23 protein-coding genes are annotated in these 26,446 nt (G+C 69.5%); 15 read left to right on the top strand and 8 right to left on the bottom strand.

The window, feature by feature from the left end:
* Positions 1–61: 61 nt before the first annotated feature.
* The 5 genes from ACZZ97_RS07345 to dnaE all read left to right on the top strand — a co-directional run bounded on the left by ACZZ97_RS07345 (position 62) and on the right by dnaE (position 6,536).
* Entirely contained in the window at positions 62–358 is a 297-nt protein-coding gene (locus ACZZ97_RS07345; RefSeq protein ID WP_463472716.1) for a YggT family protein, read from the top strand.
* Between the two features lie 159 nt (positions 359–517).
* On the top strand, positions 518–1,351 hold the full coding sequence (locus tag ACZZ97_RS07340) for a DivIVA domain-containing protein (protein WP_463472715.1): 834 nt from the start codon (positions 518–520) through the stop codon (positions 1,349–1,351).
* 4 nt (positions 1,352–1,355) lie between these two features.
* Positions 1,356–1,997 carry a signal peptidase II gene (gene lspA, locus ACZZ97_RS07335; RefSeq protein ID WP_463472714.1) on the top strand — a complete coding sequence of 214 codons (642 nt, stop codon included), beginning with the start codon at positions 1,356–1,358 and terminating at the stop codon, positions 1,995–1,997.
* Positions 1,994–2,917 (top strand): RluA family pseudouridine synthase, encoded by a 924-nt coding sequence (locus tag ACZZ97_RS07330; protein ID WP_463472713.1) that lies wholly within the window; start codon positions 1,994–1,996, stop codon positions 2,915–2,917. Before lspA ends, ACZZ97_RS07330 begins: the two co-directional genes overlap by 4 nt.
* Before the next feature lie 103 nt (positions 2,918–3,020).
* Positions 3,021–6,536 carry a DNA polymerase III subunit alpha gene (gene dnaE / locus ACZZ97_RS07325; protein WP_463472712.1) on the top strand — a complete coding sequence of 1,172 codons (3,516 nt, stop codon included), beginning with the start codon at positions 3,021–3,023 and terminating at the stop codon, positions 6,534–6,536.
* Positions 6,537–6,614: 78 nt separating this feature from the next.
* On the opposite strand, the gene ACZZ97_RS07320 is transcribed toward dnaE, so the two are convergent.
* Complete coding sequence (locus ACZZ97_RS07320; protein WP_314102130.1) at positions 6,615–7,145, bottom strand: flavin reductase family protein; 531 nt, start codon at positions 7,143–7,145, stop codon at positions 6,615–6,617.
* An 80-nt stretch (positions 7,146–7,225) separates the two neighbouring features.
* Here ACZZ97_RS07320 and hisD point away from each other — a divergent pair, with 80 nt between their 5' ends.
* From hisD to ACZZ97_RS07305, 3 genes are all read left to right on the top strand, one after another.
* On the top strand, positions 7,226–8,536 hold the full coding sequence (gene hisD, locus ACZZ97_RS07315) for a histidinol dehydrogenase (protein ID WP_463472711.1): 1,311 nt from the start codon (positions 7,226–7,228) through the stop codon (positions 8,534–8,536).
* Between the two features lie 99 nt (positions 8,537–8,635).
* Positions 8,636–9,118: a transcriptional regulator NrdR gene (nrdR, locus tag ACZZ97_RS07310; protein ID WP_314102128.1), complete on the top strand. Its 483-nt coding sequence runs from the start codon at positions 8,636–8,638 to the stop codon at positions 9,116–9,118.
* Complete coding sequence (locus ACZZ97_RS07305) at positions 9,115–10,158, top strand: quinone-dependent dihydroorotate dehydrogenase (RefSeq protein ID WP_463472710.1); 1,044 nt, start codon at positions 9,115–9,117, stop codon at positions 10,156–10,158. Before nrdR ends, ACZZ97_RS07305 begins: the two co-directional genes overlap by 4 nt.
* 81 nt (positions 10,159–10,239) lie before the next feature.
* Here ACZZ97_RS07305 and ACZZ97_RS07300 read toward each other — a convergent pair whose 3' ends face one another.
* Positions 10,240–10,815, bottom strand: a complete 576-nt coding sequence (locus ACZZ97_RS07300; RefSeq protein ID WP_223269395.1) for a DUF3043 domain-containing protein — start codon at positions 10,813–10,815, stop codon at positions 10,240–10,242.
* Positions 10,816–10,857: 42 nt separating this feature from the next.
* Here ACZZ97_RS07300 and ACZZ97_RS07295 point away from each other — a divergent pair, with 42 nt between their 5' ends.
* The 5 genes from ACZZ97_RS07295 to ACZZ97_RS07275 all read left to right on the top strand — a co-directional run bounded on the left by ACZZ97_RS07295 (position 10,858) and on the right by ACZZ97_RS07275 (position 16,057).
* The gene (locus tag ACZZ97_RS07295; RefSeq protein ID WP_133737447.1) at positions 10,858–12,273 is read left to right on the top strand and encodes a dipeptidase; all 1,416 of its coding nucleotides are present in this window, start codon (positions 10,858–10,860) and stop codon (positions 12,271–12,273) included.
* Between the two features lie 131 nt (positions 12,274–12,404).
* Positions 12,405–12,785 carry an iron-sulfur cluster insertion protein ErpA gene (erpA, locus tag ACZZ97_RS07290; RefSeq protein ID WP_123545598.1) on the top strand — a complete coding sequence of 127 codons (381 nt, stop codon included), beginning with the start codon at positions 12,405–12,407 and terminating at the stop codon, positions 12,783–12,785.
* A gap of 207 nt (positions 12,786–12,992) precedes the next feature.
* Positions 12,993–13,880 carry an aa3-type cytochrome oxidase subunit II gene (gene ctaC / locus ACZZ97_RS07285; protein WP_314102125.1) on the top strand — a complete coding sequence of 296 codons (888 nt, stop codon included), beginning with the start codon at positions 12,993–12,995 and terminating at the stop codon, positions 13,878–13,880.
* Between the two features lie 13 nt (positions 13,881–13,893).
* On the top strand, positions 13,894–15,636 hold the full coding sequence (ctaD, locus tag ACZZ97_RS07280; protein ID WP_146901127.1) for an aa3-type cytochrome oxidase subunit I: 1,743 nt from the start codon (positions 13,894–13,896) through the stop codon (positions 15,634–15,636).
* 4 nt (positions 15,637–15,640) lie between these two features.
* The gene (locus tag ACZZ97_RS07275; RefSeq protein WP_192041597.1) at positions 15,641–16,057 is read left to right on the top strand and encodes a cytochrome c oxidase subunit 4; all 417 of its coding nucleotides are present in this window, start codon (positions 15,641–15,643) and stop codon (positions 16,055–16,057) included.
* Positions 16,058–17,229: 1,172 nt separating this feature from the next.
* On the opposite strand, the gene qcrB is transcribed toward ACZZ97_RS07275, so the two are convergent.
* The 4 genes from qcrB to ctaE are packed head-to-tail and all read right to left on the bottom strand — an operon-like array spanning position 17,230 to position 21,511.
* Positions 17,230–18,897, bottom strand: coding sequence for a cytochrome bc1 complex cytochrome b subunit (gene qcrB / locus ACZZ97_RS07270; RefSeq protein WP_399540325.1), 1,668 nt, complete (start codon positions 18,895–18,897; stop codon positions 17,230–17,232).
* On the bottom strand, positions 18,894–19,961 hold the full coding sequence (gene qcrA, locus ACZZ97_RS07265; protein WP_463472709.1) for a cytochrome bc1 complex Rieske iron-sulfur subunit: 1,068 nt from the start codon (positions 19,959–19,961) through the stop codon (positions 18,894–18,896). The genes qcrB and qcrA overlap by 4 nt, the downstream gene beginning before the upstream one ends.
* Positions 19,962–19,999: 38 nt before the next feature.
* Complete coding sequence (qcrC, locus tag ACZZ97_RS07260; protein ID WP_133737450.1) at positions 20,000–20,845, bottom strand: cytochrome bc1 complex diheme cytochrome c subunit; 846 nt, start codon at positions 20,843–20,845, stop codon at positions 20,000–20,002.
* A gap of 21 nt (positions 20,846–20,866) precedes the next feature.
* The gene (gene ctaE, locus ACZZ97_RS07255) at positions 20,867–21,511 is read right to left on the bottom strand and encodes an aa3-type cytochrome oxidase subunit III (protein ID WP_123545607.1); all 645 of its coding nucleotides are present in this window, start codon (positions 21,509–21,511) and stop codon (positions 20,867–20,869) included.
* 109 nt (positions 21,512–21,620) lie between these two features.
* Here ctaE and trpD point away from each other — a divergent pair, with 109 nt between their 5' ends.
* Positions 21,621–22,673, top strand: a complete 1,053-nt coding sequence (gene trpD / locus ACZZ97_RS07250) for an anthranilate phosphoribosyltransferase (protein WP_463472708.1) — start codon at positions 21,621–21,623, stop codon at positions 22,671–22,673.
* Positions 22,674–22,827: 154 nt separating this feature from the next.
* On the opposite strand, the gene glpK is transcribed toward trpD, so the two are convergent.
* Together glpK and ACZZ97_RS07240 are read right to left on the bottom strand one after the other, a co-directional pair.
* Positions 22,828–24,345, bottom strand: coding sequence for a glycerol kinase GlpK (glpK, locus tag ACZZ97_RS07245; protein ID WP_123545611.1), 1,518 nt, complete (start codon positions 24,343–24,345; stop codon positions 22,828–22,830).
* A 120-nt stretch (positions 24,346–24,465) separates the two neighbouring features.
* Positions 24,466–25,203: an MIP/aquaporin family protein gene (locus ACZZ97_RS07240; protein WP_314102696.1), complete on the bottom strand. Its 738-nt coding sequence runs from the start codon at positions 25,201–25,203 to the stop codon at positions 24,466–24,468.
* A 228-nt stretch (positions 25,204–25,431) separates the two neighbouring features.
* Here ACZZ97_RS07240 and dhaK point away from each other — a divergent pair, with 228 nt between their 5' ends.
* Positions 25,432–26,433, top strand: coding sequence for a dihydroxyacetone kinase subunit DhaK (gene dhaK / locus ACZZ97_RS07235; protein ID WP_314102694.1), 1,002 nt, complete (start codon positions 25,432–25,434; stop codon positions 26,431–26,433).
* The last annotated feature ends 13 nt before the right edge of the window (positions 26,434–26,446 follow it).

Here is a 26,446-nt window from a genome sequence, read left to right as displayed (position 1 = left end):
GACGCCCCGACTCCTCTCCGTGGCTCGACCACGCCGACCAGTGTGAGCTGATGACACCCCGATGACGTTCCTGATCGCCTCGATCGCGTACTACGCGCTCCTCCTGTTCTTCCTGTTGATGTGGGGGCGATTCGTCCTCGACCTGGCACAGTCCTTCAGTCGGGGCTGGCGCCCGCGGGGGCCCGTCCTGGTGCTGGCCGAGATCGCCTACACGGTCACCGACCCGCCCATCAAGGCCGTCCGCCGTGTCCTCCCGCCCGTGCGGCTGGGGTCGGTGGCCCTCGATTTCGGGTGGAGCATCATCATGCTCGCCGTCGTCATCCTCATGGGCGTCGCCAGCGGGCTCCGCTTAGCATGACGTCCGGCCTGGCCTCTCTCCGCGCGGCGAGAGGGTAGGCTGCTGATAGGGCAACCGCGCCCCCGCTGCCCTCAGGGGCCAGTGTTCGCTACGGTGTAGTCGAACGACACAGACCACGATCACGATCACGTGATCCCACAGATGCACGAGGTGACGGCAATGGCTTTGACGCCTGAAGACGTAGTCAACAAGCGGTTCCAGCCGACGAAGTTCCGCGAGGGCTACGACCAGGACGAGGTCGACGACTTCCTCGACGAGGTCGTCGCAGAGCTGCGACGACTCGGCCAGGAGAACGACGAGCTGCGCCAGCGGCTGACCACCGCCGAGTCGGCGGGTGGCTCCGCCGTCCCCGCCCCGGTCGCCGCCAGCGCCCCGGCATCGGCCCAGGCCCCCGCCTCGGCGCAGGCCCCGGCCTCCGCCCCGGCGCCCGAGTCCGAGCCCGCCCCGGTCTCCGAGCCGGCGCCCGCGTCGGTCCCGGCTCCTGTCGAGGTCGCACCCGAGCCCGAGGCAGCACCCGAGCCGGTCGCCGCCGCGGCGGTCGCCCCGGTCCCGGCCTACGCCGGACCCAGCCAGGACGACACCGAGAGCACCAACAGCCTCCTGCAGCTCGCTCGTCGTCTGCACGAGGAGCACGTCCGTGAGGGCGTCGAGAAGCGCGACGCCCTGATCGCCGAGGGGCAGTCGACGTCGGCTCGTCTCGTGGCCGAGGCCGAGGCCAAGCAGCGCGACGTCGTCACCGAGGCCGAGGCTCGCTCCCGCGAGGTCGTGGCCGAGGCCGAGACCAAGCGCCGCGAGGTGCTCGAGCAGCTCGCGACCGAGCGCACCGGCCTGGAGCGTCGCATCGACGACCTCCGCACGTTCGAGCGCGACTACCGCCAGAAGCTCAAGGGCTACATCGAGGGCCAGCTCCGCGACCTCGAGGCCGAGTCCGGCGAGCAGCAGTCCGCGAGCGGCTTCGCTCCCGCCAGCGCTCAGGGCTTCGGCTCCAACTAAGGTCTTGACGCAGAGCACTCCTCCGACGAAGGTCAGCGTCCGCATCATCGCGGCGCTGGCCTTCGTCGCTGTCACGGCCTACGTGCTCGACCAGGTGTCGAAGCACCTCGTGACCACCCGCCTGGTCGAGGGCGAGAGCGTCGACGTCGTGGGCGAGTTCTTCCAGCTGCACTTCGTGCGGAACCCCGGTGCGGCCTTCTCCCTGGCCAGCGGCACGACCTGGATCTTCTCGATCGCGGCCTCGGCCGTCGTGGTCGCCATCGTCGTCTTCGCACGGCGCATCCGGTCCCGGGCCTGGGCGATCATGCTCGGCATGCTCCTGGGAGGCACGCTCGGCAACCTGACCGACCGTCTGACCCGCGAGCCCTCCTTCGGGCAGGGGCACGTGATCGACTTCCTGTACTTCCCGTCGCTGCTGCCGGCGATCTTCAACGTGGCGGACATCTTCATCGTGTCGAGCATGGGCCTCCTGTTGCTGCTGACCCTGCTCGGCGTCAACCTCGACGGCACCCGGACCACGAAGGCGAGCGCGGTGCGTGACGCGGCGAGCGACCAGGCCGCCGACGAGACGACCGCTGCGGGGCCCGTGACCGACGCCGGCGCCGACGGGGCGCCTCCTTCGACCCGACCGACGGAGCACCCGTGACCGAGTCCCGCAAACTGCCCGTGCCCGACGGACTCGCCGGCGAGCGGGTCGACGCCGCACTGGCCAAGCTGCTCGGCTTCAGCCGCACCTTCGCCGCCGAGGTGGCCACCACCGGGGGAGTGGCCGTCGACGGTCGCCCGGTGGGCAAGTCCGACCGGCTCGAGGCCGGCGCCTGGCTCGAGGTCACCTGGGCACCCCGCGAGGCACCGACCGTCGTGCCGCTCGACGTGCCCGGCCTGGGCATCGTGCACGACGACGACGAGATCGTCGTCGTCGACAAGCCCGTCGGCGTCGCCGCGCACCCCTCGGTCGGCTGGACCGGGCCCACGGTGCTCGGCGGCCTCGCGGCGGCCGGGTTCCAGGTCGCCACGTCGGGGGCTGCCGAGCGCGCGGGCATCGTGCACCGCCTCGACGTCGGCACCAGCGGCCTCATGGTCGTGGCGAAGTCCGAGCGCGCCTACGCACAGCTCAAGGACGCCTTCCGCGAGCGGACGGTGGAGAAGATCTACAACGCGGTCGTGCAGGGCCACCCCGACCCGCTCACCGGCACCATCGACGCCCCGATCGGTCGTCACCCGTCGTCGGACTGGAAGTTCGCCGTGGTCGTGGACGGCAAGCCCTCCGTGACGCACTACGAGACGGTCGAGGCGTTCCGCTCGGCCTCGCTGCTCGAGATCCACCTCGAGACCGGTCGCACGCACCAGATCCGCGTCCACATGGCCGCCCAGCGCCACCCCTGCGTGGGCGACGCGACCTACGGGGCCGACCCGACGCTGTCCGCTGCCCTCGGCCTCGGCCGGCAGTGGCTGCACGCCGTCCAACTCGGCTTCCGCCACCCCGGGACGGGCGAGCCGGTCGTCTACCGGTCGACGTACCCGGACGACCTGCAGCACGCGCTCGATGTCCTCCGTGCGGCCTAGGCTGTCCACCTGCCGCTGAACCGGCACACCACCACAGAACCGCAGATCCACCACAGAACCGCAGATCCACCACAGAACCGTCAAACCACAGACGAGGAGCCGCGTGGCCTCGAAAGATTCCTTCGTCCACCTGCACGTCCATAGCGAGTACTCGATGCTCGACGGTGCGGCCCGGGTCAAGCCGCTGATCGCGGAGGCCGCCGCCCAGGGCATGCCCGCCGTCGCGGTCACCGACCACGGCAACGTGTTCGGCGCCTACGACTTCTGGAAGACCGCGACCGACGCCGGGGTCAAGCCCATCATCGGCACCGAGGCCTACATCACGCCGGGCACGCACCGGGGCGACAAGACCCGCATCCGCTGGGGCGACGGCGGCCGCGACGACGTCTCCGGGGCCGGTGCGTACACGCACATGACGTTGCTCTCGCAGAGCACGGCGGGCATGCACAACCTCTTCCGGCTGTCGTCGCGCGCGTCCCTCGAGGGCTACTACTTCAAGCCGCGCATGGACCGCGAGCTGCTGTCGCAGTACTCGGACGGCCTCATCGCCACGACGGGCTGCCCGTCCGGCGAGGTGCAGACGCGCCTCCGACTCGGCCAGTACGACGAGGCGGTCAAGGCCGCGGCGGACTTCCGCGACATCTTCGGCGCCGAGAACTACTTCGCCGAGATCATGGACCACGGCCTCGGCATCGAGCGCCAGATCATGGGCGACCTCCTCCGCCTCGCGAAAGACCTGGGCCTGCCCCTCGTGGCCACCAACGACCTGCACTACACGCACGAGCACGACGCCACGAGCCACGCAGCGCTGCTCTGCGTCCAGTCGGGCTCGACCCTCAACGACCCGAACCGGTTCAAGTTCGACGCCGACGAGTTCTACCTGAAGTCCGCCCAGCAGATGCGGCACCTCTTCCGTGACCACCCCGAGGCCTGCGACAACACCCTGCTCATCGCCGAGCGCTGCGACGTCCAGTTCAACACCTCGGCCAACTACATGCCGCGCTACCCCGTGCCCGAGGGCGAGACGGAGGAGACGTGGTTCATCAAGGAGGTGGAGAAGGGCCTGGTCTACCGGTACCCGGAGGGCATCCCCTCCGACGTCCGCAAGCAGGCCGAGTACGAGATCGGCGTCATCACCGGCATGGGCTTCCCCGGCTACTTCCTCGTCGTCGCCGACTTCATCAACTGGTCGAAGGAGAACGGCATCCGCGTCGGTCCGGGACGCGGCTCCGGCGCCGGGTCCATGGCCGCCTACGCGATGCGCATCACCGACCTCGACCCGCTCCGCCACGGCCTCATCTTCGAGCGATTCCTCAACCCCGACCGTGTCTCGATGCCCGACTTCGACGTCGACTTCGACGACCGTCGCCGCGGCGAGGTCATCCAGTACGTGACGGAGAAGTACGGCGACGAGCGCGTCGCCCAGATCGTCACCTACGGCACCATCAAGGCCAAGCAGGCCCTGAAAGACAGCTCGCGCGTGCTCGGCTTCCCCTTCGGGATGGGCGAGAAGCTCACGAAGGCCATGCCGCCCGCGGTCATGGGCAAGGACATCCCGCTCACGGGCATCTTCGACAAGGCCCACGAGCGCTACAAGGAGGCGGGAGACATCCGGACGGTCGTCGAGACCGATCCCGAGGCGAGGACGGTCTTCGACACGGCTCTCGGCCTGGAGGGCCTCAAGCGCCAGTGGGGCGTGCACGCGGCCGGCGTCATCATGTCGAGCGACCCCCTGATCGACATCATCCCGATCATGAAGCGCGAGCAGGACGGCCAGATCGTCACGCAGTTCGACTACCCCGCCTGCGAGTCGCTCGGGCTGATCAAGATGGACTTCCTGGGTCTCCGCAACCTGACGATCATCAACGACGCCCTCGACAACATCCGCACCAACCGCGGTTTCGACCTCGTCCTCGAAGACCTCGAGCTCGACGACCGGGCGGCCTACGAGCTGCTCGGCCGCGGTGACACGCTGGGCGTCTTCCAGCTCGACGGCGGGCCCATGCGCGGCCTCCTGCGGCTGATGAAGCCCGACAACTTCGAGGACATCTCGGCCGTCATCGCGCTGTACCGCCCCGGGCCCATGGGGGCGAACTCCCACACGAACTACGCCCTGCGGAAGAACGGCATCCAGGAGATCACGCCGATCCACCCCGAGCTCGAGGAGCCCCTGAAGGAGATCCTGTCGACGAGCTACGGCCTGATCATCTACCAGGAGCAGGTGATGGCCATCGCGCAGAAGGTCGCCGGGTTCTCGCTCGGCCAGGCCGACATCCTCCGTCGTGCCATGGGCAAGAAGAAGAAGTCCGAGCTCGACAAGCAGTACGCGGGCTTCGAGCAGGGCATGTTCGACAACGGCTTCTCGCCGGACGCCGTCAAGATGCTCTGGGACATCCTCCTGCCCTTCTCGGACTACGCCTTCAACAAGGCGCACTCCGCCGCCTACGGCGTCGTGTCGTACTGGACCGCCTACCTCAAGGCCCACTACCCGGCCGAGTACATGGCCGCGTTGCTCACGAGCACCGGCGACTCGCGGGACAAGCTCGGGCTCTACCTCAACGAGTGCCGCCGCATGGGCATCACGGTCCTCCCGCCGGACGTCAACGAGTCGATCGGCTTCTTCGCGGCGGTCGGCGACGACATCCGCTTCGGCATGGGCGCGGTCCGGAACGTGGGGTTCAACGTCGTCGACCACGTGATCGCCGCCCGCCAGAAAGAAGGAGCCTTCGCCTCCTTCCACGACTTCCTGCGCAAGGTCCCGCTCCCCGTCGCCAACAAGCGCACGGTCGAGTCGCTGGTGAAGGCCGGGGCGTTCGACAGCCTGGGCTCGACCCGCCGGGCCCTGGTCGAGATCCACGAGTCGGCGGTCGAGGCCGCCGTCAACGAGAAGCGCGCCGAGGCCCACGGCCAGGTCGGCTTCGACTTCGACTCCCTCTGGGACGAGCCACAGGACGTCCAGCACGTGCCCGAGCGACCCGAGTGGTCGAAGCGGGACAAGCTGGCGTTCGAGCGCGACATGCTGGGCCTCTACGTGAGCGACCACCCGCTGGCCGGGCTCGAGCTGCCGCTCGCGAAGCACGCGAGCACGACGGTGACCGACATCCTGTCGAGCGAGCCGACCGCGATCGACGGCGAGACGGTCACGATCGCCGGCCTCATCACGAGCGTCCAGCACCGGGTCGCCCGCAACTCGGGCAATCCGTACGGCATCGTCACGGTCGAGGACTTCGGCGGCGAGATCTCGGCGATGTTCCTGGGCAAGACCTACCAGGAGTTCGGGCCGTCGCTCGTCGGCGACTCGATCATCGTGCTGAAGGGGCGCGTCAGCGTCCGCGACGACGGCATGAACATGCACGCGGCGAGCATGTTCATGCCCGACCTCGGCGTCGGTGCGTCGCAGGGCCCGTTGGTGCTGCAGATCCCCGAGCACCGCGCCACGACCGACACCGTCACGGAGCTCGCGGCGGTGCTCGGCAGGCACACCGGCGGCACCGAGGTGCGGCTCCGGCTCGTCAAGGGCGACGTCGCCCGCTCGTTCGAGATCCCCATGCCGGTCGACGTGACCGCCGACCTGTACGGCGAGCTCAAGAGCTTGCTCGGGCCGGGCTGCCTCGTCTGACGCGCAGGCGTCTCCGCACGCACGACGGCCCCACGGACTCGAGTCCGTGGGGCCGTCGTGCGTGGACGTCCTGCTCGTCTACGCCTCGAGGTGCACGGGCCGGAGCCAGCGGCGGTCGTGGTACAGCAACGCGTCGTCGTCTGCTCCTGTGCCGCCGTCCTCGACCTGCACGACGACGACGGCGTTGCCGTGCACGTGCACTCGCTCGACGATGCGGCCGGTCATCCAGGCGGTGACGTCGTGGAGCAACGGGAGGCCGTGCGGCCCCTCGCTCCAGTGGTCGCCCGCGAACCGCTCGGCGGCGGGGCCGGCCATGCGGCGCGCGAGGCCCTGGTTGCGGAGGCCGAGCAGGTGGATCACCACGTGTTCGGTCTCCTCGATCGCCCGCCACGAGCTGGCGGTGCGCGCCATGTTGAAGGTGGCGAGCGGCGGGACGGCCGCGAGCGAGGCCAGCGAGGTCGCGGTGAAGCCGACGGGCCGGCCGTCCGAGTCCCGGGCGGTGACGATGGCGACGCCCGCGGCATGGCGGCGGAAGCCGGCCTTGAACGCGGCGAGGTCGGCGGGGTCGGACTGTGCAGCCGTGGCGGCTGGTGCGGTGGTGTCGGGCATGACGGTGGGCGCCTCCTGTGCTCTGCTCCCGGGGGCGGGCGTGTCCGCGCCGTGACGGCTCGGGCTAGGCTCGACGGGCCATGATCCAGACCACAGACCTCCGGGGCCTCAAGCCTACCCACGCCGACCTGCTGGGCCTCGTGCCCCGGTCGCACGTCGACGTCGCCGCCGCCTCCGGCGCCGCGGCCCAGATCGTCCAGGCCGTGCGCGAGCGCGGTGCGGACGCCCTGCGCGACCAGGCGGAGCGCTTCGACGGCGTCCGCACCGACGTGTTCCGCGTCGAGGCGGCTGCGATCGCCCGTGCCGTCCACGAGCTCGACCCCCTGGTGAAGGCGGCGCTGGTCGAGTCGATCGCCCGCGTCACCGAGGCCAGCAGGGCCCAGGTGCCCGCGGGCTCCACGACCGTCCCGGCCCCCGGGGCGCTCATCGAGCAGCGCTGGCAGCCGGTCGCCCGGGCGGGCGTGTACGTCCCCGGCGGCAAGGCCGTCTACCCGTCGAGCGTCGTCATGAACGTCGTGCCGGCCCTGGTGGCCGGGGTCGGCTCGGTCGCGCTCGTCTCACCCGGGCAGCGCGACTTCGGCGGCGCCGTCCACCCCGTCATCCTGGGCGCGGCGGGCCTCCTCGGCATCGACGAGGTCTACGTCATGGGCGGTGCGGGCGCCATCGCGGCCCTCGCCTACGGAGTGCCCGAGATCGGGCTCGAGCCGGTCCAGGTCATCACCGGCCCCGGCAACAACTACGTGGCCGCCGCGAAGCAGCTCGTCCGCGGACGCGTCGGCATCGACGCCGTGGCGGGCGCCACCGAGATCCTCGTCATCGCCGACGACTCGGCCGACCCGACGCTCGTCGCCGTCGACCTGATCAGCCAGGCCGAGCACGACGAGGAGGCCGCCGCCGTCCTCGTGACCACCTCGGCGGAGCTCGCCGACCGGGTCCGCGACGAGCTCGTGCGGCTCGTCCCGCGGACGCTGAGCGCGACCCGCGTCCAGACCGCCCTCGACGGCCGCCAGTCGGCCCTCGTGCTCGTCGACGACCTGTCGGCCGCCGTCGACTTCAGCAACGCCTACGGGCCCGAGCACCTCGAGATCCAGACGCGCGACGACGAAGGGGTGCTCGCGGGCATCACGAGCGCCGGCGCGGTCTTCGTGGGCCCGAGCACCCCCGTGAGCCTGGGCGACTACCTCGCCGGCTCGAACCACGTCCTGCCCACGGGCGGCCAGTCGCGGTTCTCGTCGGGACTCGGCGCGTACACGTTCCTGCGGCCGCAGCAGATCGTGCGCTACGAGCACGACGCCCTGGCCGAGGTCGCCGACAGGTTGGTCGCCCTGTCGCGGGCCGAGCTGCTGCCCGCCCACGGCGAGGCCGTCGCGGCGCGTCTCCACAAGCCCTGATCGGTCGTCCCGACGGCGTCCGTGCGAGGCGTGTGCGAGCGTGTCCCGCCCGGGGCGTCGAGGGGGCGGGGTGCGGAGCCCCAGTACGCTGAGGGCACCATGTTCTGTCCTTTCTGTCGCCACCCCGATTCCCGCGTCGTCGACTCCCGCACGAGCGACGACGGCACCTCGATCCGTCGGCGGCGCCAGTGCCCGAACTGCGGTCGTCGCTTCAGCACGACCGAGACGGCAAGCCTCAACGTCGTCAAGCGCAACGGCGTGCTCGAGCCCTTCAGCCGGGAGAAGATCATCTCCGGCGTCCGCAAGGCCTGCCAGGGCCGTCCCGTCACCGACGGCGACCTGGCCGTCCTGGCGCAGAAGGTCGAGGAGGCGGTGCGTGCGTCGGGCACGTCGCAGATCGAGGCGAACGACATCGGCCTCGCGATCCTGCCGCCCCTGCGCGAGCTCGACGAGGTCGCCTACCTGCGCTTCGCGAGCGTCTACCAGGCCTTCGACTCCCTCGAGGACTTCGAGTCGTCGATCACGCAGCTCCGCGACGAGCACCGTGACCGCGTGCGTGCACCGCGATCGGTCGACGAGTGAGGACCGCCTACCGGGTCCTGTTCGACCTGGTGCTCTCCAAGATGGACCCCGAGGACGCGCACCACCTCGCGTCCCGGGTCATCCGTGCCGTCCCGCGGGTCGGCCTGGCGCCGCTCGTGCGCCGGCTCACGGCGCCCCACCCGTCGCTCGCCGTCGAGGCGCTGGGCCTCCGTTTCGACTCGCCGTTCGGCGTCGCCGCAGGCTTCGACAAGGACGCGACAGGCATCGCCGGTCTCGGGGCGCTCGGCTTCGGCCACGTCGAGGTCGGCACCGTCACGGCCAGGGCCCAGCCGGGCAACGAGCGACCTCGGCTCTTCCGTCTGGTGCCCGACCTGGCGGTCGTCAACCGCATGGGCTTCAACAACGGAGGCGCGGCGCAGGCGGCCGGCGAGCTGACCGCTGCGCGCCGTGCGGCCGTCCGGCCCGTGATCGGCGTCAACATCGGCAAGAGCCGTGTCGTCGAGGTGGACGACGCGGTCGCCGACTACCTCGTGAGCACGCGCCTGCTCGCCCCGCTGGCCGACTACCTGGCCGTCAACGTCAGCTCGCCCAACACGCCCGGCCTCCGCGGCCTGCAGGAGCTCGACAAGCTGTCGCCGCTGCTGCGCGCCGTCCACGCCGCCGCGGGCGACACCCCCGTGCTCGTCAAGATCGCTCCTGACCTCGACGACGACGGCATCCGCCACATCGCCGAGCTCGTCACCGAGATCGGCCTCGGGGGAGTGATCGCGACGAACACGACCCTGTCCCGTTCGGGGCTGCGGACGTCGCCCGCGGTCGTGGAGGCCGCGGGGGCCGGCGGTCTCTCCGGGGCCCCGCTCGCGGCCCGGTCGCTCGAGGTGCTCCGGGTGCTGCGCTCGGTGCTTCCCGACGAGACGTGCGTCGTGTCCGTCGGGGGCGTGACGAGCGCCGCCGACGTGCAGTCGCGCCTCGACGCCGGGGCGACCCTCGTGCAGGGCTACACGGCGTTCCTCTACGAGGGGCCGCTCTGGGCCCGGAAGGTCAACCGGGGGCTGCGCGCCCTCCGCCGAGCGGCGTGACCGGTCTCGGCAGCCCGAGAGGCGCGTCCGACACGAAGGAGCCCCCGACCACGTGGTCGGGGGCTCCGTCGTGCGGCCTGGCTACAGCGTGGGGAACTCGCGCCGCTTGACCTGCGGCTTCGGCAGCCGCATCGGCTTCATCTGCATGGCGCGCATCGCGGTGTACCAGCGGTTGCCCTTCTGGAGGCCGTCGTCGCCGAACTTCGCGCGCAGCTGCGACGAGACGCGCTGGCCGGCGAGCAGGCAGTCGGCGACGGCGAGGATGAAGAAGCCCCACAGGACGAACAGCGTCGTCGTCTGGACCGCGACGTTCTGGACGATGCTCATGACGATGACGAGCACCATGACCGGGATCATCGCCTCGCCGACGCTGTAGCGAGCGTCGACGTAGTCGCGGATGAACTTGCGCTGCACGCCCTTGTCGCGCTCGGGGAGGAACTTCTCCTCGCCGTTGGCGAGCCCGACGCGCTGGCGCTCCCGCTGCTCGGCGAGACGGGCGCGCTGGGCCTTCTGCGCCTCCTTGCCGGTGGCCACGAGCGGGCGCTGGTTGGCGGCCTCGCGTTCGCGACGGGTCGGCGTCGGCCGTCCCTTGCCGGTCGTCGGCGACTCGGTCTCGTCGACGGTCGTCGTGATGGTCTTGTCAGGTGCCTTGGCCACGGAGAGTCCTCGGGGGTTGAACGAGTTCCTAAGATTACCTGCATGACCGACTCGCAGCACCCCGTGACCCCGACCGATCCTCGTACTGTCAGCGAACTCGCGGAGGCGGTGCAGGGCGGCTTCCCCGCCGCAGTCGCCGACCTCGGCGGCCTGGTCCGCATCCCGTCCGTCTCGTGGGACGCCTTCGACCCCGCGCACGTCGCCGCCAGCGCCGAGGCCGTCGCCGAGCTCGTGCGGGGCACGGGCCTCTTCGAGACCGTGCAGGTGAGTCGTGCGCCGATCGGCGACACCGGCGCCCTCGGCCAGCCGGCCGTGCTCGCCCGGCGCCCCGCGCGCGACGGCAAGCCGACGGTCCTCCTCTACGCCCACCACGACGTGCAGCCCCAGGGCGACGACGCCGACTGGGACTCGCCTCCGTTCGAGCCCACCGTCAAGGGCGATCGCCTCTACGGGCGGGGCGCCTCCGACGACAAGGCCGGCGTGATGACCCACGTGGCGGCGCTGCGGGCCGTCCGCGAGGTGCTCGGCGACGACCTGGGCGTCGGCGTCGCGGTGTTCATCGAGGGTGAAGAGGAGTTCGGCTCCCGCTCGTTCGCCGACTTCCTCCGCCAGCACCGGGACGACCTCGCGGCCGACGTCATCGTCGTCGCCGACTCGGGCAACTGGAGCACGACCGTCCCCGCCATCACCGTGGGGCTCCGCGGCAACGTGACGTTCCGGCTCACCGTCCGCACCCTGGCGCACGCGTCCCACTCGGGGATGGTCGGCGGCGCGGTCCCGGACGCGATGCTCGCGATGGTGAAGCTGCTCGCCACGCTGCACGACGATGCGGGCAGCGTCGCCGTCGCCGGGCTGCACAGCCGCGAGGCCGAGCACCCCGAGCAGAGCGAGCAGCAGCTGCGCGAGGAGGCCGGGCTGCTCGAGGGCGTGACGCCGATCGGCACCGGTCCGCTGCTCAGCCGCGTCTGGTCGCAGCCGTCGATCACGGTGACGGGCATCGACGCGCCGAGCGTCGCGAACGCGTCGAACACCCTGTCGCCCGAGGTGTCCGTCCGGATCAGCGCGCGCATCGCTCCGGGGCAGGCCGCGTCCGAGGCCTACGCAGCCATCGAGGCGCACCTCCGAGAGCACGCCCCCTTCGGCGCGCACGTCGAGATCGACGACGTCGACCAGGGCGACCCGTTCCTCGTCGACACCAGCGGCTGGGCCCTCGCCGAGGCCACGGCGGCCATGACCGAGGCCTGGGGGGAGGCGCCCCTGCAGATCGGCATCGGCGGATCGATCCCGTTCATCGCGGACCTCGTCCGGACGTTCCCCGAGGCCCAGATCCTCGTCACGGGCGTGGAGGACCCCGACACGCGCGCGCACAGCCCGAACGAGTCGCAGCACCTCGGCGTGCTGCACCGTGCCGTGCTCAGCGAGGCCGTGCTGATCGCCCGCCTCGACGCACGGAGCTGAGGCACGACGGGGTCGACGGCGCCCGTGCGCCGTCGGCCTCGTCGGCCCTGGTCGCCGGGAACAAATCCCGGCACGGGCTGCTTACACTGGTCAACGACGAGTGCCCCTGCGCACCGACCCGAGGAGGCTCCATGACCGACACCGCGACCCCCGCCGTCGAGACGGCCGCCGGCGACACGACGACCGCCCACGGCGTCACGATCACCGCGACCGCCGCCGACAAGGTGAAGAGCCTCCTGACTCAGGAGGGGCGTGACGACCTCCGCCTCCGCGTGGCCGTCCAGCCCGGTGGCTGCTCCGGCCTCATCTACCAGCTCTACTTCGACGAGCGCCTCCTCGAGAACGACGCCACGGTCGACTTCGACGGTGTCGAAGTCGTCGTCGACAAGATGAGCGTGCCCTATCTCGACGGCGCGGCCATCGACTTCGAGGACACGATCCAGAAGCAGGGCTTCACCATCGACAACCCGAACGCCCAGGGCAGCTGCGCCTGCGGCGACAGCTTCCACTGACGCAGGAGGCGCCTCCCGGGCGCTCCTGACCGGTCACCACACGAGAGGGACCGCCGAGAGGCGGTCCCTCTCGTGCGTCCAGGTGGCTCGTGCTCGAACGACTCGGCGGGGCCGCGTGCAGAGGCCCGGTCAACCTGCGAGTAGGCTAGGGAAGTCCCGTCCTAGACTGGGAAGACCCCAAGCTGTCGTGTCATCCGAGAGGTAACAGTGCGTTCTAACCGCCGTCTTCGTTGGGCCGCCATCCCCGTGGCCGCCGTCATGGCCCTCGTCCTCGCGGGATGTACGCCCGAGCAGCTCCAGGGCTGGCTCCCCACCACCGCGGGCACCACCAACCACGTCGACAGCATCATCGGCCTGTGGGTCACGTCGTGGATCGTCCTGCTGATCGTCGGCCTCATCGTCTGGGGCCTCATCATCTGGACCTGCATCGCCTACCGGCGTCGCAAGGGCCAGACCGGCCTCCCCGTGCAGCTGCGCTACAACATGCCGATCGAGATCTTCTACACGGTCGTGCCGCTCATCCTCGTGCTGGGCTTCTTCGCCTTCACCGCCCGCGACCAGGCCGCCATCGAGGAGCCGACCGCGAACCCCGACGTGAAGATCGACGTCTACGCGAAGCGCTGGGCCTGGGACTTCAACTACATCGACCAGCAGCAGGAAGACGACAGCGTCTACTACCAGGGCATCCAGGCCCAGGAGCTGCCCGACGGCGAGGTCGACCAGGACCAGCTCCCCGTTCTGTACCTCCCCGTGGGCAAGACCGTGCAGATCGACCTCAAGTCGCGCGACGTCGCCCACTCCTTCTGGATCGTCGACTTCCTCTACAAGAAGGACACGATCCCCGGCAAGACCAACTACATGTACTTCACGCCCGAGAAAGAGGGCACGTTCACGGGCAAGTGCGCCGAGCTCTGCGGCGAGTACCACTCCCTGATGCTGTTCAACGTCAAGGTCGTCTCCGAGGGCGAGTACGAGGACTACCTCGACACGCTCGCCGACGAGGGCAACACCGGCCTCCTGGGCGACCAGTACAACACCAACACCAACCAGCCGAACAACGAGGCGCCCGTCGCCGCCGGTTCGGACGAGAAGTAAAGGCACGGGTTCGATGACAGCCACCGCCACCCGCCCCACCACAGGCGGCACCTCCTCCGGTCAGAACTTCGGCGCCTCGAAGGTCGGCCGCAAGGGCAACGTCGTCGTCACGTGGTTGACGTCGACCGACCACAAGACCATCGGGTACATGTACCTGATCGCGTCGTTCCTCTTCTTCTGCCTCGGCGGCGTCATGGCGCTGCTGATCCGCGCGCAGCTCTTCGCCCCCGGGCTCGAGATCGTGCAGACGAAAGAGCAGTACAACCAGCTGTTCACCATGCACGGCACGATCATGCTGCTCATGTTCGCGACGCCGCTGTTCTCGGGCTTCGCCAACGCGCTCATGCCCCTCCAGATCGGTGCGCCCGACGTCGCCTTCCCGCGGCTGAACGGCTTCGCCTTCTGGCTGTACCTCTTCGGCTCGCTGATCGCGGTCGCCGGCTTCCTCACCCCCCAGGGTGCCGCCTCCTTCGGCTGGTTCGCCTACGCGCCGCTGTCGGACACGACGTTCTCACCAGGGCTCGGCGGGAACTTGTGGGTCTTCGGGCTCGGCATGACCGGCTTCAGCACGATCCTGGGCTCGGTCAACTTCATCACCACGATCGTGACCATGCGCGCCCCCGGCATGACGATGTGGCGCATGCCGATCTTCACCTGGAACACGCTGATCACCTCGATCCTCGTGATCATGGCGTTCCCCGTCCTGGCCGCCGCGCTGTTCGGGCTCGGGTTCGACCGGGTGTTCGACGCACAGGTCTTCAACCCCGCCAACGGAGGCGCCATCCTGTGGCAGCACCTCTTCTGGTTCTTCGGTCACCCTGAGGTGTACATCATCGCGCTGCCGTTCTTCGGCATCGTCTCCGAGGTCTTCCCGGTCTTCAGCCGCAAGCCGATCTTCGGGTACAAGACGCTCGTGTACGCGACGATCTCGATCGCGGCCCTGTCCGTCACGGTGTGGGCGCACCACATGTACGTCACCGGCTCGGTCCTCCTGCCGTTCTTCTCGCTGATGACGATGCTCATCGCGGTCCCGACGGGCGTGAAGATCTTCAACTGGATCGGCACGATGTGGCGCGGCTCGGTCACGTTCGAGACCCCGATGCTCTGGGCGATCGGCTTCCTGGTGACCTTCACCTTCGGTGGGCTCACCGGCGTCATCCTGGCGTCGCCGCCGCTCGACTTCCACGTCTCCGACACTTACTTCGTCGTGGCTCACTTCCACTACGTGGTGTTCGGCACGGTCGTCTTCGCGATGTTCTCCGGCTTCTACTTCTGGTGGCCGAAGTGGACGGGCAAGATGCTCAACGAGCGTCTCGGCAAGATCCACTTCTGGATGCTGTTCATCGGCTTCCACACGACGTTCCTCATCCAGCACTGGCTCGGCGTCATGGGCATGCCCCGTCGCTACGCCACGTACCAGGCCGAGGACCACTTCACGTGGATGAACCAGCTGTCGACGATCGGCGCCATGCTGCTCGGCGTCTCGATCCTGCCGTTCCTCTACAACGTCTACATCACCGCGCGTCGGGCGCCCAAGGTCGAGGTCAACGACCCGTGGGGCTACTCCCGCTCGCTCGAGTGGGCCACCTCGTGCCCGCCGCCCCGCCACAACTTCACGTCCATCCCGCGCATCCGCTCGGAGTCGCCGGCGTTCGACCTCAACCACCCGGAGGCCGGCATCCCGGTCGGCATCGGTCCGGTCAAGGACGCACCCGAGGCCCCCACGTACGACGCATCCAGCAACGAGGTGAAGTAGTCCGATGAGAACCAACGCGACCCTGTTCTGGATCCTCGCGATCTTCTTCTTCCTGATGGACGCCGTGTACGTCATCTGGAGCCTCATCGACACGGGCAAGGTGGAATGGGCCGGCACCATGGGCATCGGCCTGGCCGGCGCCCTGGGCGTGTTCCTCGCCTTCTACATGGGACGCTCGCACGCGGCCCAGGGCGGCGAGCTCGCCGAGGATCGTCCTGACGCGAACATCGACGACGGCGACCCCGAGCTCGGGCACTTCAGCCCCTGGTCGTGGTGGCCCATCCTGCTCGCCTTCTCGTGCGGCCTGATCTTCCTGGCCCTCGCTGTCGGCATGTGGATCATCTACATCGGTGGCGCCCTCGTGGCCGTCGCCCTCGTCGGCTGGGTCTACGAGTACTACCGGGGCAACTTCGCCCACTGACCTCTCGGTCCGTTCGGATGCCGCTCACCCTCAGGGGTGGGCGGCATCTGTCGTTGCGGGCCTGAAGCGGGTGGTGCGACCTCGGTCTCAGCGGCGGCCGAGCCGCACCGACGAGCCCCTTCGTGCTCTCCCTGACGCGATAGGGACGCATTGACCCGGGGCCCGCCGCTGACTTGTCCCATTCCGCCCTCTTCACGGGCTCCGACGTGCGTCGGTCAGCTTCTGGCCGCAGCTGGATCAGCTGGCTCATGCGCGTGGAGTCGGCGGGTTGCTGTGTAGCCGCCGGCGGGTCCGTGCGGACCCGCCGTGGCCTCCGGGAGCCCGCTGCACCGGAGTAGGCACGCCGGGCCGGAGTGGCACGCCGGACCAGAGTGGCACGCCGGACCAGAGTGGCACGCCGGACCAGAGTGGCACGCCGGACCAGAGTGGCACGCCGGACCAGAGTGGCACGCCGGACCAGAGTGGCACGCCGGACCAGAGTGGCACGCCGGACCAGAGTGGCACGCCGGACCAGAGTGGCACCGCGGCGAAGCAGTCGTAGACGCTTGCTGCCTCCCGTCCGTCCATCGTGGAATGCGCGAGCGCGTTGCACGTCTTGGAGCAGAGTAGGCGGGTGGCTGTCACTGGTGGCGGGTCAGCTCCGGCCCGCCGAGGGCTCCGGGACCCCGCACCGAGGCACGAGACCCCGCTTAAGGGCACGGAGAGCCCCGCCCAGGGGCACTGCGAACTCGCCTGGGCTTCTGGAGCCCGTCCACGGGCACGGAAACCCGGAGGAGGGGGAGGTGCGCGCTGTCAGGCTTGCGTGTGGCCGCGGGGGAGTGGATGAGTCCGGAGGCGTGGGGAGAGGGTGGGGCGGGTTGCTGTCGCTGCCGTCGGGTCCACGGTGGCCCGCCGAGGGCTACGGGAACCCGCCGAGGGCTACGGGAACCCGCCGAGGGCTACGGGAACCCGCCGAGGGCTACGGGAACCCGCCGAGGGCTACGGGAACCCGCCGAGGGCTACGGGAACTCGCCAAGGGCCTCGGGAACGCCTTGCACCCGCGCTCGGCCGGGCGACGGGCAGCCGACATCTCCGGCAGATGAGGCACGAGGTGCAGGGAGACGGGGGAGCGGAGTGAACGGCGGAGGGCCCGACCGCTGCTGCGGTCGGGCCCTCCGGGTGGTGCAGGTGGGTCAGTGCTCGTCGTGGTGCGAGGCCTCGATCTCCGAGCGCTTGACCGGTGCGATCCGGTCCTCGAAGAAGAAGGTCGACACCGACGCGCGGACGCGCTGCAGGGGAGTGATCTGCCCGTTCGCGTTCGGACGGATCATGAGCGGCTCGTACTCGTTGAAGTTGAGCAGACGCCAGCGCTCGTACTCGTCGAGCTGCTCGTGGACCTCGACGTACTCGCCACCGGGGAGGCGGACGATCCGACCCGACTCGTAGCCGTGGAGGGCGATCTCGCGGTCCTTCTTCTGGAGAGCCAGGCAGACGCGCTTGGTGATCCAGAAGGCGAGGAACGGTCCGATGATCAACACGGCCTGGACCGAGTGGATCACGAAGTTCAGCGAGAGCCTGAAGTGCGTCGCCATGATGTCCGAGCTCGCCGCAGCCCAGAGAGCTGCGTAGACGACGATGCCGGCGGCACCGATCGCCGTACGGGTCGGAGCGTTCCGCGGACGGTCGAGGATGTGGTGCTCGCGCTTGTCGCCGGTCACCCACGCCTCGAGGAACGGGTACAGCAGCACCGCGAGGATGAAGATCACTAGGACGGCGATCGGCGCCAGGATGTTCATCGAGACCGTGTATCCGAAGAAGAGGAACTCCCAGCCCGGCGGGACGAGTCGCAGAGCACCGTCGGCGAAGCCGATGTACCAGTCCGGCTGCGTTCCCGCGGACACCGGCGACGGGTCGTAGGGCCCGTAGTTCCAGATCGGGTTGATCGTGAAGAGCGACGCGATGAGCACCAGGACGCCGAAGACGATGAAGAAGAACCCACCGGCCTTGGCGGCGAAGACCGGCATGACGGGGACGCCGACGACGTTCTCGTTGGTCTTGCCGGGGCCTGCCCACTGCGTGTGCTTGTTGATGATCAGCAGCAGGAGGTGGACGCCGAGGAGGGCGATCAGCAGGGCCGGCAGCAGCATGATGTGCAGGGAGTAGAAGCGACCCACCATGTCGGTGCCGGGGAACTCTCCGCCGAACAGCAGGTACGAGATCCAGACGCCGATCACGGGGATGCCCTTGACCATGCCGTCGATGATCCGCGCACCGTTGCCGGAGAGGAGGTCGTCGGGGAGCGAGTAGCCGGTGAAGCCCTCGGCCATGGCGAGGACCCAGAGGGTGAAGCCGACGACCCAGTTGATCTCGCGGGGCTTGCGGAACGCGCCGGTGAAGTACACGCGCAGCATGTGCAGCATGATCGACGCCACGAAGAGCAGCGCGGCCCAGTGGTGGATCTGGCGGAACAGGAGACCGCCGCGGATGTCGAACGAGATGTCGAGCGTCGACGCCATGGCGGCCGACATGTTGAGGCCCTTGAGCGGCACGTACGAGCCGTTGTAGTTGACCTCGGCCATCGACGGCTGGAAGAAGAACGTCAGGAACGTGCCTGAGAGCAAGATCACGACGAACGAGTACAGCGCGACCTCGCCGAGCATGAACGACCAGTGGTCCGGGAAGATCTTGCGACCCACCTCGCGGACCAGGCCCGACATGCTGGTGCGCTCGTCGACGTAGTTCGCCGCCGCGCCGAAGATCTTGTTCGTCTTGGTCGGCGCGAAGGCCGGTGCCGTGGTGGTGGTGTTCGAGCCCTCGGACGGAGTCGTCTCCGTGCTCGGTGCCGGTGTGGTGGTGATCACTTTTCGCGCTCCCAGAAGCTAGGGCCCACAGGTTCGTGGAAGTCGCTCTGCGCGACGAGGTACCCGTCGGAGTCCACGGCGATGGGCAGCTGCGGGAGGGGCCGCTTGGCCGGTCCGAAGATCACTTCGCAGTTGTTCGTCACGTCGAAGGTCGACTGGTGGCAGGGGCAGAGCAGGTGGTGTGTCTGCTGCTCGTAGAGTGCCACGGGGCACCCGACGTGCGTGCAGATCTTGGAGTACGCGACGATGCCGTCGTACTGCCATCCCTCGCGGCCTTCAGGGATGTTGAGGTCCTCGGGCTTCAGGCGCATGAGCAGCACGGCTGCCTTCGCCTTCTCCTCGAGGAGGTGCTCCGACTCGTTCAGGTTCTCGGGGATCACGTGGAACACCGAGCCCAGGGTCACGTCGGACGCTCTGATGCGCGAGCCGTCAGGGTCGCGGGTGAGGTGCATGCCGTCTTCCCAGAGGGTGTGACGGAGGACCTCGTTGGGGTCCTCTGCCGGGGCCAGGTCGCGGAAGATCACGACGGCCGGCAGGGGAGTGGCGACGAGGGCGCCGATGAGGCTGTTGCGGATCAACGCACGGCGGCCGAAGCCCGACTCCTGGTTGCCCAGGGCGAAGACCTCGACGGCCTTCTCGCGGGTCTCGTCGGTGCCACGGGTGCTGTGGCGCATCTCCGTGATCTCACGGGCCGGCATCAGCGTCTTCGACCAGTGGACGGCGCCGATCCCCACGGAGATCAGGCCCAGGGCGATGCCGAGGCCGAGGAAGAGGTTGTTCAGGCGGACGGAACCCGAGTCGCCCGATGTGATCGGGAACGCCACGTAGGCGCCGATGGCGCCGATGCTGCCGACGATCGAGAGGAAGAACCAGATGCTGACCTGTCGCTCGGCCTTCTTCTCGGCCTTGGGGTCGATGTCCGTGACCCGGTCGCGGTGGGGCGGCTCACCCGGGTTCTCGAAGACGTCCGTCGTGACGACGGCCGTTCCGGCCGACACCTGTCGAGGCTCATGCTTCTCGACAGCCGAGCCCGCGATCGGGGCCTCGTCGTCGTGCTGTGCCATGGTTTCTTGCCTTTCGTGGAGTGCGGGAGAGTCGCGGGTCAGTTGGACCGTGCGGTGAGCCAGATGGTCACGGCGACGATCGCGCCGAGGCCGAAGATCCAGATGAAGAGGCCCTCGGCGACGGGGCCGAGGCTCCCGAGCTCGAACCCGCCGGGCGACGGGTTGTTCTCCAGGTACTTGAGGTAGGTGATGACGTCGGCCTTGTCCTGGGGGGACAGGTTGAGGTCGTTGAAGACGGGCATGTTCTGCGGGCCGGTGAGCATGGCCTCGTAGATGTGCGCACCGCTGACGCCGTCGAGAGCGGGGGCGTACTTGCCCTCGGTGAGGGCGCCTCCTGCACCGGCGACGTTGTGGCACATGGCGCAGTTGATGCGGAACAGCTCGGCACCGTTGGTGGTGTCGCCGTCGGCCTGCAGGTACTCCTCGTCGGGGATCGCGGGGCCGGGGGCCAGCGACGCGACATAGGCGGCGAGGTCGTAGACCTGGTCGTCGGTGAACTGCGTGGGCTTCTCTTCTGCCTGGGGGCCGTTGGCCGCCATGGGCATCCGGCCGGTGCCGACCTGGAAGTCGACCGAGGCGGCGCCGACGCCGATGAGGCTGGGGCCCTCGCCCGTGCCGTCGGCGGCGAGGCCGTGGCAGGTCGCGCAGTTGGAGGCGAAGAGCTTCTGGCCCTCGTCGATGCTCTGCTGCGAGGCGGCGGAGGTGGTGCTCTCGTCGGCGGTGGCCGTCGACGAGAAGAGGGCGTACGCACCGCCGGTGGTCAGCAGGCCGACCAGGAGGAGCGAGGCCGTGGCCAGGGGGCTGCGGCGACCGGTCTTGGCCGGGCGGCGCTTGGGCGTGCGGCCCTCGGGAGAGGACGTGGCTGCTGAGCTTTTGAGGAACATGCTGTGCGAGGGATCCAATGCCTATTTGAGGACGTAGACGACCATGAAGAGGCCGATCCACACCACGTCGACGAAGTGCCAGTAGTACGAGACGACGATGGCGGTCGTCGCCTCCTTGTGACCGAAGTTCTTGACGGCGAAGGCGCGGCCGATCGTGAGCAGGAACGCGATGAGCCCGCCGATGACGTGGGCCCCGTGGAAGCCGGTCGTCATGTAGAAGGCCGAGCCGTAGGCGCTCGAGCTGAGGGTGACGTGCTCGGAGATGAGGTGGGCGTACTCGAAGACCTGGAGGCAGATGAACGCGGCGCCCATGGAGTAGGTGAGGAAGAACCACTCGACCATTCCCCACGAGCCGACCTGGAACAGCTTGCCGGTGCGTCGTGCCTGCATGCGCTCGGCGGCGAAGACGCCGAACTGGCAGGTGACCGACGAGAGCACGAGCATGATCGTGTTCGTCAGGGCGAACGGCACGTCGAGCTTGGCGGTCTCGGCAGCCCACAGCCCCGGGGAGGTGCTGCGTAGCGTGAAGTAGATCGCGAAGAGGCCGGCGAAGAACATGACCTCGCTGCCGAGCCACACGATGGTGCCCACGGCAACCGTGCTCGGCCGGTTCACGACCGGTCCTGCAGAAGGTCTCGAGAGAGAGGTACTTGTCACGAGGACCATTATGCCTGGTAACCGGCCCAGGGTTTGCGCAGGAAACCCCGGGTGGTGGATTTTGCGTTGACGACGAGCTATGTGATGGGCCACCCTGTGCGCCGATAGCCTTGGCGGCATGATCCACGACCTGACCTGGCCCTTCCTCATCGACCAGCTGCTCTCCGGGCACGACCTCTCGATCAGCGAGGCGACCTGGGCGATGGAGCGCGTCATGGTGGGGGAGGCGACCCCGGCCCAGCTCGGCGCGTTCCTCGTGGCCCTCCGTGCCAAGGGCGAGACCGTCGACGAGATCGTCGGCTTCCGTGACGCCGTGCTGGCCCACGCGGTGCCGCTGCCCGTCGACTCCATGGCCGTCGACATCGTGGGCACGGGCGGCGACCGGTTCGGCACGGTGAACGTGTCGACGATGGCGTCCGTCGTCGTCGCGTCGACCGGCGTCCCCGTCATCAAGCACGGCAACCGCGCCGCCAGCTCGTCGTCGGGGTCGTCGGACGTGCTGGCGGCCCTCGGCATCGACCTGGGGCTCGGTGCCGACCGGGTCGCCGAGGTGCTCGGCGAGGTGGGTCTCACCTTCGCCTTCGCCGCGGCGTTCCACCCGGGCTTCGGCCACGCCGCGGCCGTGCGGCGCGAGATCGGCGTGCCCACCGTGTTCAACTTCCTCGGCCCGCTCGTCAACCCGGCGCGTCCCGAGGCCAGCGCGGTCGGCGTCGCGTCGCCCGAGAAGGTCGCCCTCATCGTCGGCGTCTTCCAGACCCGCGGGGCGACGGCGCTGGTGTTCCGGGGCGACGACGGGCTCGACGAGCTCACGACCACGGGCCACAGCCACATCTGGGAGGTGTCGGCCGGCTCGGTGACCGAGCACGACCTCGACCCCCTCGAGCTGGGCATCCCGCGGGCCTCCACCTCTGACCTGGTCGGCGGCGACGCCGAGCACAACGCCGGCGTTGCTCGTCGTGTCCTCGACGGGGAGGCCGGTCCCGTCCGCGACATCGTCCTGCTCAACGCCGCGGCGGGGCTCGTCTCGTACCGCCTCGCCCAGGACCCGAGCCAGCGCGACCGGCCGATCCTCGCCCGGTTCCGCGAGCAGCTCCTGGTCGCCGCCGAGGCGATCGACTCGGGCGCCGCCTCCCGCAAGCTGGCCGACTGGGTGGCCGCCACGCGGCGCTGAGTCGTGCTGACCGCCTCCAGCGGGGCCGCCTGCAGAGGTCCCGAGGAGGCGGTCGTCCCGGGCACGACGGAGGGCCCGTTCCAGACGGAACGGGCCCTCGTGCTGCCACCTCAGGGAGGTCGGCGTCAGCGTGTCGCCTCAGAGGGGGCTGGCGTCAGTTGACGTCCTCGTCGACCCAGTCGAAGGTCTTCGTGACGGCCTTCTTCCAGAGGCGGAGAGTGCGGTCGCGCTCGTCGGCCTCGATGTTGGGCGTCCAGCGCTTGTCCTCCTGCCAGTTCGAGCGCAGGTCGTCGAGCGTCTCCCAGAAGCCGACCGCGAGGCCGGCCGCGTAGGCGGCGCCCAGCGCGGTGGTCTCGGCGACGACCGGACGCACCACGGGCACGTTCAGGATGTCGGCCTGGAACTGCATCAGCGCGTCGTTGCCGGTCATGCCGCCGTCGACCTTGAGCTCGGTCAGGTCGACGCCCGAGTCGGCGTTGACCGCGTCGAGCACCTCGCGCGTCTGGAACGCCGTCGCCTCGAGGGCGGCACGGGCGATGTGGCCCTTGTTGACGTAGCGCGTGAGGCCCACGAGGGCACCACGGGCGTCCGAGCGCCAGTAGGGAGCGAACAGGCCGGAGAACGCGGGGACGAAGTAGACGCCGCCGTTGTCCTCGACGCTCTTGGCGAGCTCCTCGACCTCGGGGGCGGAGCCGATGATGCCGAGGTTGTCGCGCAGCCACTGGATCAGCGAGCCGGTGACGGCGATCGAGCCCTCGAGTGCGTAGTGCGGCGCCGCGTCGCCGAGCTTGTAGCCCAGCGTCGTGAGCAGGCCGTTCTTCGAGTGGACGATCTCCTCGCCCGTGTTGAAGATCAGGAAGTTGCCGGTGCCGTAGGTGTTCTTCGACTCGCCCTGGTCGAAAGCGGCCTGGCCGAACGTCGCGGCCTGCTGGTCGCCCAGGATGCCGGCGATGGGGACCTCGCGGAGGAGGCTGGAGGCCTCGACCGTGCCGTAGACCTCGGACGAGCTCTTGATCTCGGGGAGCATCGAACGGGGCACGTCGAAGGCCTCGAGGATGTCGTCGCGCCACTCGAGCGTCTCCAGGTCCATGAAGAGGGTGCGCGAGGCGTTGGTGACGTCGGTGACGTGCACGCCGCCGTCGGTGCCGCCGGTGAGGTTCCAGAGGACCCAGGTGTCGGTCGTGCCGAACAGCAGGTCGCCGGCCTCGGCCTTCTCGCGAGCGCCCTCGACGTTCTCGAGGATCCAGACGACCTTGGTGCCGGAGAAGTAGGTCGCGAGCGGCAGGCCCACGACGGGCTTGAAGCGCTCGACGCCGCCGTCGGCCGCGAGGCGGTCGACGATCGACTGGGTGCGGGTGTCCTGCCAGACGATGGCGTTGTAGACGGCCTTGCCGGTGGTCTTGTCCCAGACGACGGCGGTCTCGCGCTGGTTGGTGATGCCCACGGCCTTGATGTTGTGGCGCGTGATGTCGGCACGGGACAGGGCCTGGCCGATGACCTCACGGGTGTTCTCCCAGATCTCGGCGGGGTCGTGCTCGACCCAGCCGGCGCGCGGGAAGATCTGCTCGTGCTCCTTCTGGCCGGTCGAGACGATCGAGCCGGAGTGGTCGAAGATGATGGCGCGGGTGCTGGTGGTGCCCTGGTCGATCGCCAGGATGTAGTCGTCGCTCACGGGTGGTTCTCCTTCGTCGTTGATGGTGTGCACCGGGCAGGGGGGACACGCCCCGGCCGTGGCCGGAGCGTGTCCCGGGTGTCCCCGTGGTGCAGTCGTGGAACGGGTGTGGCCGGCCTGCTAGCCGTTGATGAGGGGGAGGAGCGGGTACGACAGGAGCGCTGCGAGCGACCCGCCGACGAGGGGGCCCACGACGGGCACCCAGGCGTAGGACCAGTCGCTGGAGCCCTTGCCCTTGATGGGCAGCAGGGCGTGGGCGATGCGCGGGCCGAGGTCACGGGCCGGGTTGATGGCGTAGCCGGTCGGGCCGCCGAGGGAGGCGCCGATGCCGACCACCAGGAGGCCGACGGCCAGGCCGCCGAGGCCGCCGAGGTCGACCGGTGCGGCGCTGCCGTTGGTGAAGGCGATGATGACGAACACCAGCACGAAGGTGCCGATGATCTCCGTCACGAGGTTCCAGCCGTAGTTGCGGATGGCCGGACCGGTCGAGAACACGCCGAGCTTCGAGGCCGGGTCGGGCTCCTCGTCGAAGTGGTTCTTGTAGGCCAGCCAGACGATGACCGCACCGATGATCGCTCCGACCATCTGCGCCGCGACGTAGACGAGGAACTGCGGGAAGTCGATGTTGCCGAGGATCAGCTGCGCGATGCTGACCGCGGGGTTGAGGTGCGCGCCCGACTTGTACGAGACCGCGATGCCGGCGAAGACCGCGAGGCCCCAGCCGAAGTTGACCATCAGGGTGCCGCCGTTGAAGCCCTTCGACTTCGTGAGGGCCACGTTGGCGACCACGCCGCCACCGAGGGTGAGGAGCATGGCGGTGCCCACCAGCTCAGAGAGAAAAATCGTTCCCAGGTCCACGTCGACCTTCCTTAGTCGTCGGGCGGAGGGCGACTGTGCACCTCCGCGGTGAGCGTGTGGCATCACCATAGACCCGGGCCGCACCCTGGCCGCCACTCGAATCACCACGGATGCACATATGTGCAGGCACGGCGTCGCGCGCCCCGCCTGCACCAGCCCCGGCCGGAGTAGCTTCGAGGCGCGACGGTGCCGTCCGAGCACCGCGCCCGCACCCAGGGAAGGACTTCGATGAAGAAGCTCATCAACGATCCGAAGGACGTCGTCGAGGAGGCGGTGGCCGGCATGGGCGCCGCCCACCCTGACCTGCTGGTCGTCTCGCACGACCCCACCTTCGTGCGCCGGGCCGACGCGCCCGTGGCGGGCAAGGTCGCGATCGTCAGCGGCGGAGGCAGCGGCCACGAGCCCCTGCACGCCGGCTTCGTCGGCCACGGCATGCTCAGTGCCGCAGTTCCGGGCCCGGTGTTCACCTCGCCGACGCCCGATCCGATCGTCGCCGCTACCCAGGCCGTCGACGGGGGAGCGGGCGTCCTCTTCATCGTCAAGAACTACACCGGCGACGTGCTCAACTTCGAGACCGCGGCCGACCTGGCCGAGGCCGAGGGCATCACCGTGGCGTCGGTGCTCGTCGACGACGACGTCGCCGTTAAGGACTCCCTCTACACGGCCGGCCGACGCGGCGTCGCGGGCACGGTCGTCGTCGAGAAGACCGCCGGGGCCGCGGCCGAGCGCGGTGACTCCCTCGAGCAGGTCGCCGAGGTGGCCCGCCGCACGAACGCCGCGACCAGGACGATGGGCGTCGCCCTCGCCGCTGGCGTCGTGCCACACGCCGGAGAGCCTAGCTTCACGCTCGCCGACGACGAGATCGAGATCGGCATCGGCATCCACGGCGAACCCGGTCGCGAGCGCGTGCCGCTCGAGCCGGTCGACCGGATCGTGGACCGCCTGCTCGACGCCGTCCTCGACGACCTGGGCACCGCCTCCGGCGATCGCGTCCTGCTGTTCGTCAACGGGATGGGCGGCACGCCGCTCGTCGAGCTCTACATCGCGTTCCGGCGTGCCGCGGAGGTGCTGGCCGAGAAGGGCGTGGAGGTCGCACGGACCCTCGTCGGCAACTACGTCACGTCGCTCGAGATGCAGGGCATGTCGATCACCGTGACCAGGCTGGACGACGAGCTGACCGAGCTGTGGGACGCGCCCGTCGAGACCGCTGCCCTGCGGCACGGCCGCTGACCCTCCCGCCGCC

Source organism: Frigoribacterium sp. AC512 (assembly GCF_979258295.1).
Note: the sequence above shows the minus strand (reverse complement) of the source record. Positions and strands in the feature narration are given on the sequence as shown.

Excerpts from the sequence above, each read along its gene's own strand:
- ctaE (WP_123545607.1), bottom strand. The coding sequence starts at position 21,511 with ATGGTCCTCGTGACAAGTACCTCTCTCTCGAGACCTTCTGCAGGACCG.
- ACZZ97_RS07275 (WP_192041597.1), top strand. The coding sequence starts at position 15,641 with ATGAGAACCAACGCGACCCTGTTCTGGATCCTCGCGATCTTCTTCTTC.
- ACZZ97_RS07345 (WP_463472716.1), top strand. The coding sequence starts at position 62 with ATGACGTTCCTGATCGCCTCGATCGCGTACTACGCGCTCCTCCTGTTC.
- qcrA (WP_463472709.1), bottom strand. The coding sequence starts at position 19,961 with ATGGCACAGCACGACGACGAGGCCCCGATCGCGGGCTCGGCTGTCGAG.
- nrdR (WP_314102128.1), top strand. The coding sequence starts at position 8,636 with ATGTTCTGTCCTTTCTGTCGCCACCCCGATTCCCGCGTCGTCGACTCC.
- ACZZ97_RS07295 (WP_133737447.1), top strand. The coding sequence starts at position 10,858 with ATGACCGACTCGCAGCACCCCGTGACCCCGACCGATCCTCGTACTGTC.
- ctaD (WP_146901127.1), top strand. The coding sequence starts at position 13,894 with ATGACAGCCACCGCCACCCGCCCCACCACAGGCGGCACCTCCTCCGGT.
- ACZZ97_RS07340 (WP_463472715.1), top strand. The coding sequence starts at position 518 with ATGGCTTTGACGCCTGAAGACGTAGTCAACAAGCGGTTCCAGCCGACG.
- trpD (WP_463472708.1), top strand. The coding sequence starts at position 21,621 with ATGATCCACGACCTGACCTGGCCCTTCCTCATCGACCAGCTGCTCTCC.
- qcrC (WP_133737450.1), bottom strand. The coding sequence starts at position 20,845 with ATGTTCCTCAAAAGCTCAGCAGCCACGTCCTCTCCCGAGGGCCGCACG.
- dhaK (WP_314102694.1), top strand. The coding sequence starts at position 25,432 with ATGAAGAAGCTCATCAACGATCCGAAGGACGTCGTCGAGGAGGCGGTG.
- erpA (WP_123545598.1), top strand. The coding sequence starts at position 12,405 with ATGACCGACACCGCGACCCCCGCCGTCGAGACGGCCGCCGGCGACACG.
- hisD (WP_463472711.1), top strand. The coding sequence starts at position 7,226 with ATGATCCAGACCACAGACCTCCGGGGCCTCAAGCCTACCCACGCCGAC.
- ACZZ97_RS07320 (WP_314102130.1), bottom strand. The coding sequence starts at position 7,145 with ATGCCCGACACCACCGCACCAGCCGCCACGGCTGCACAGTCCGACCCC.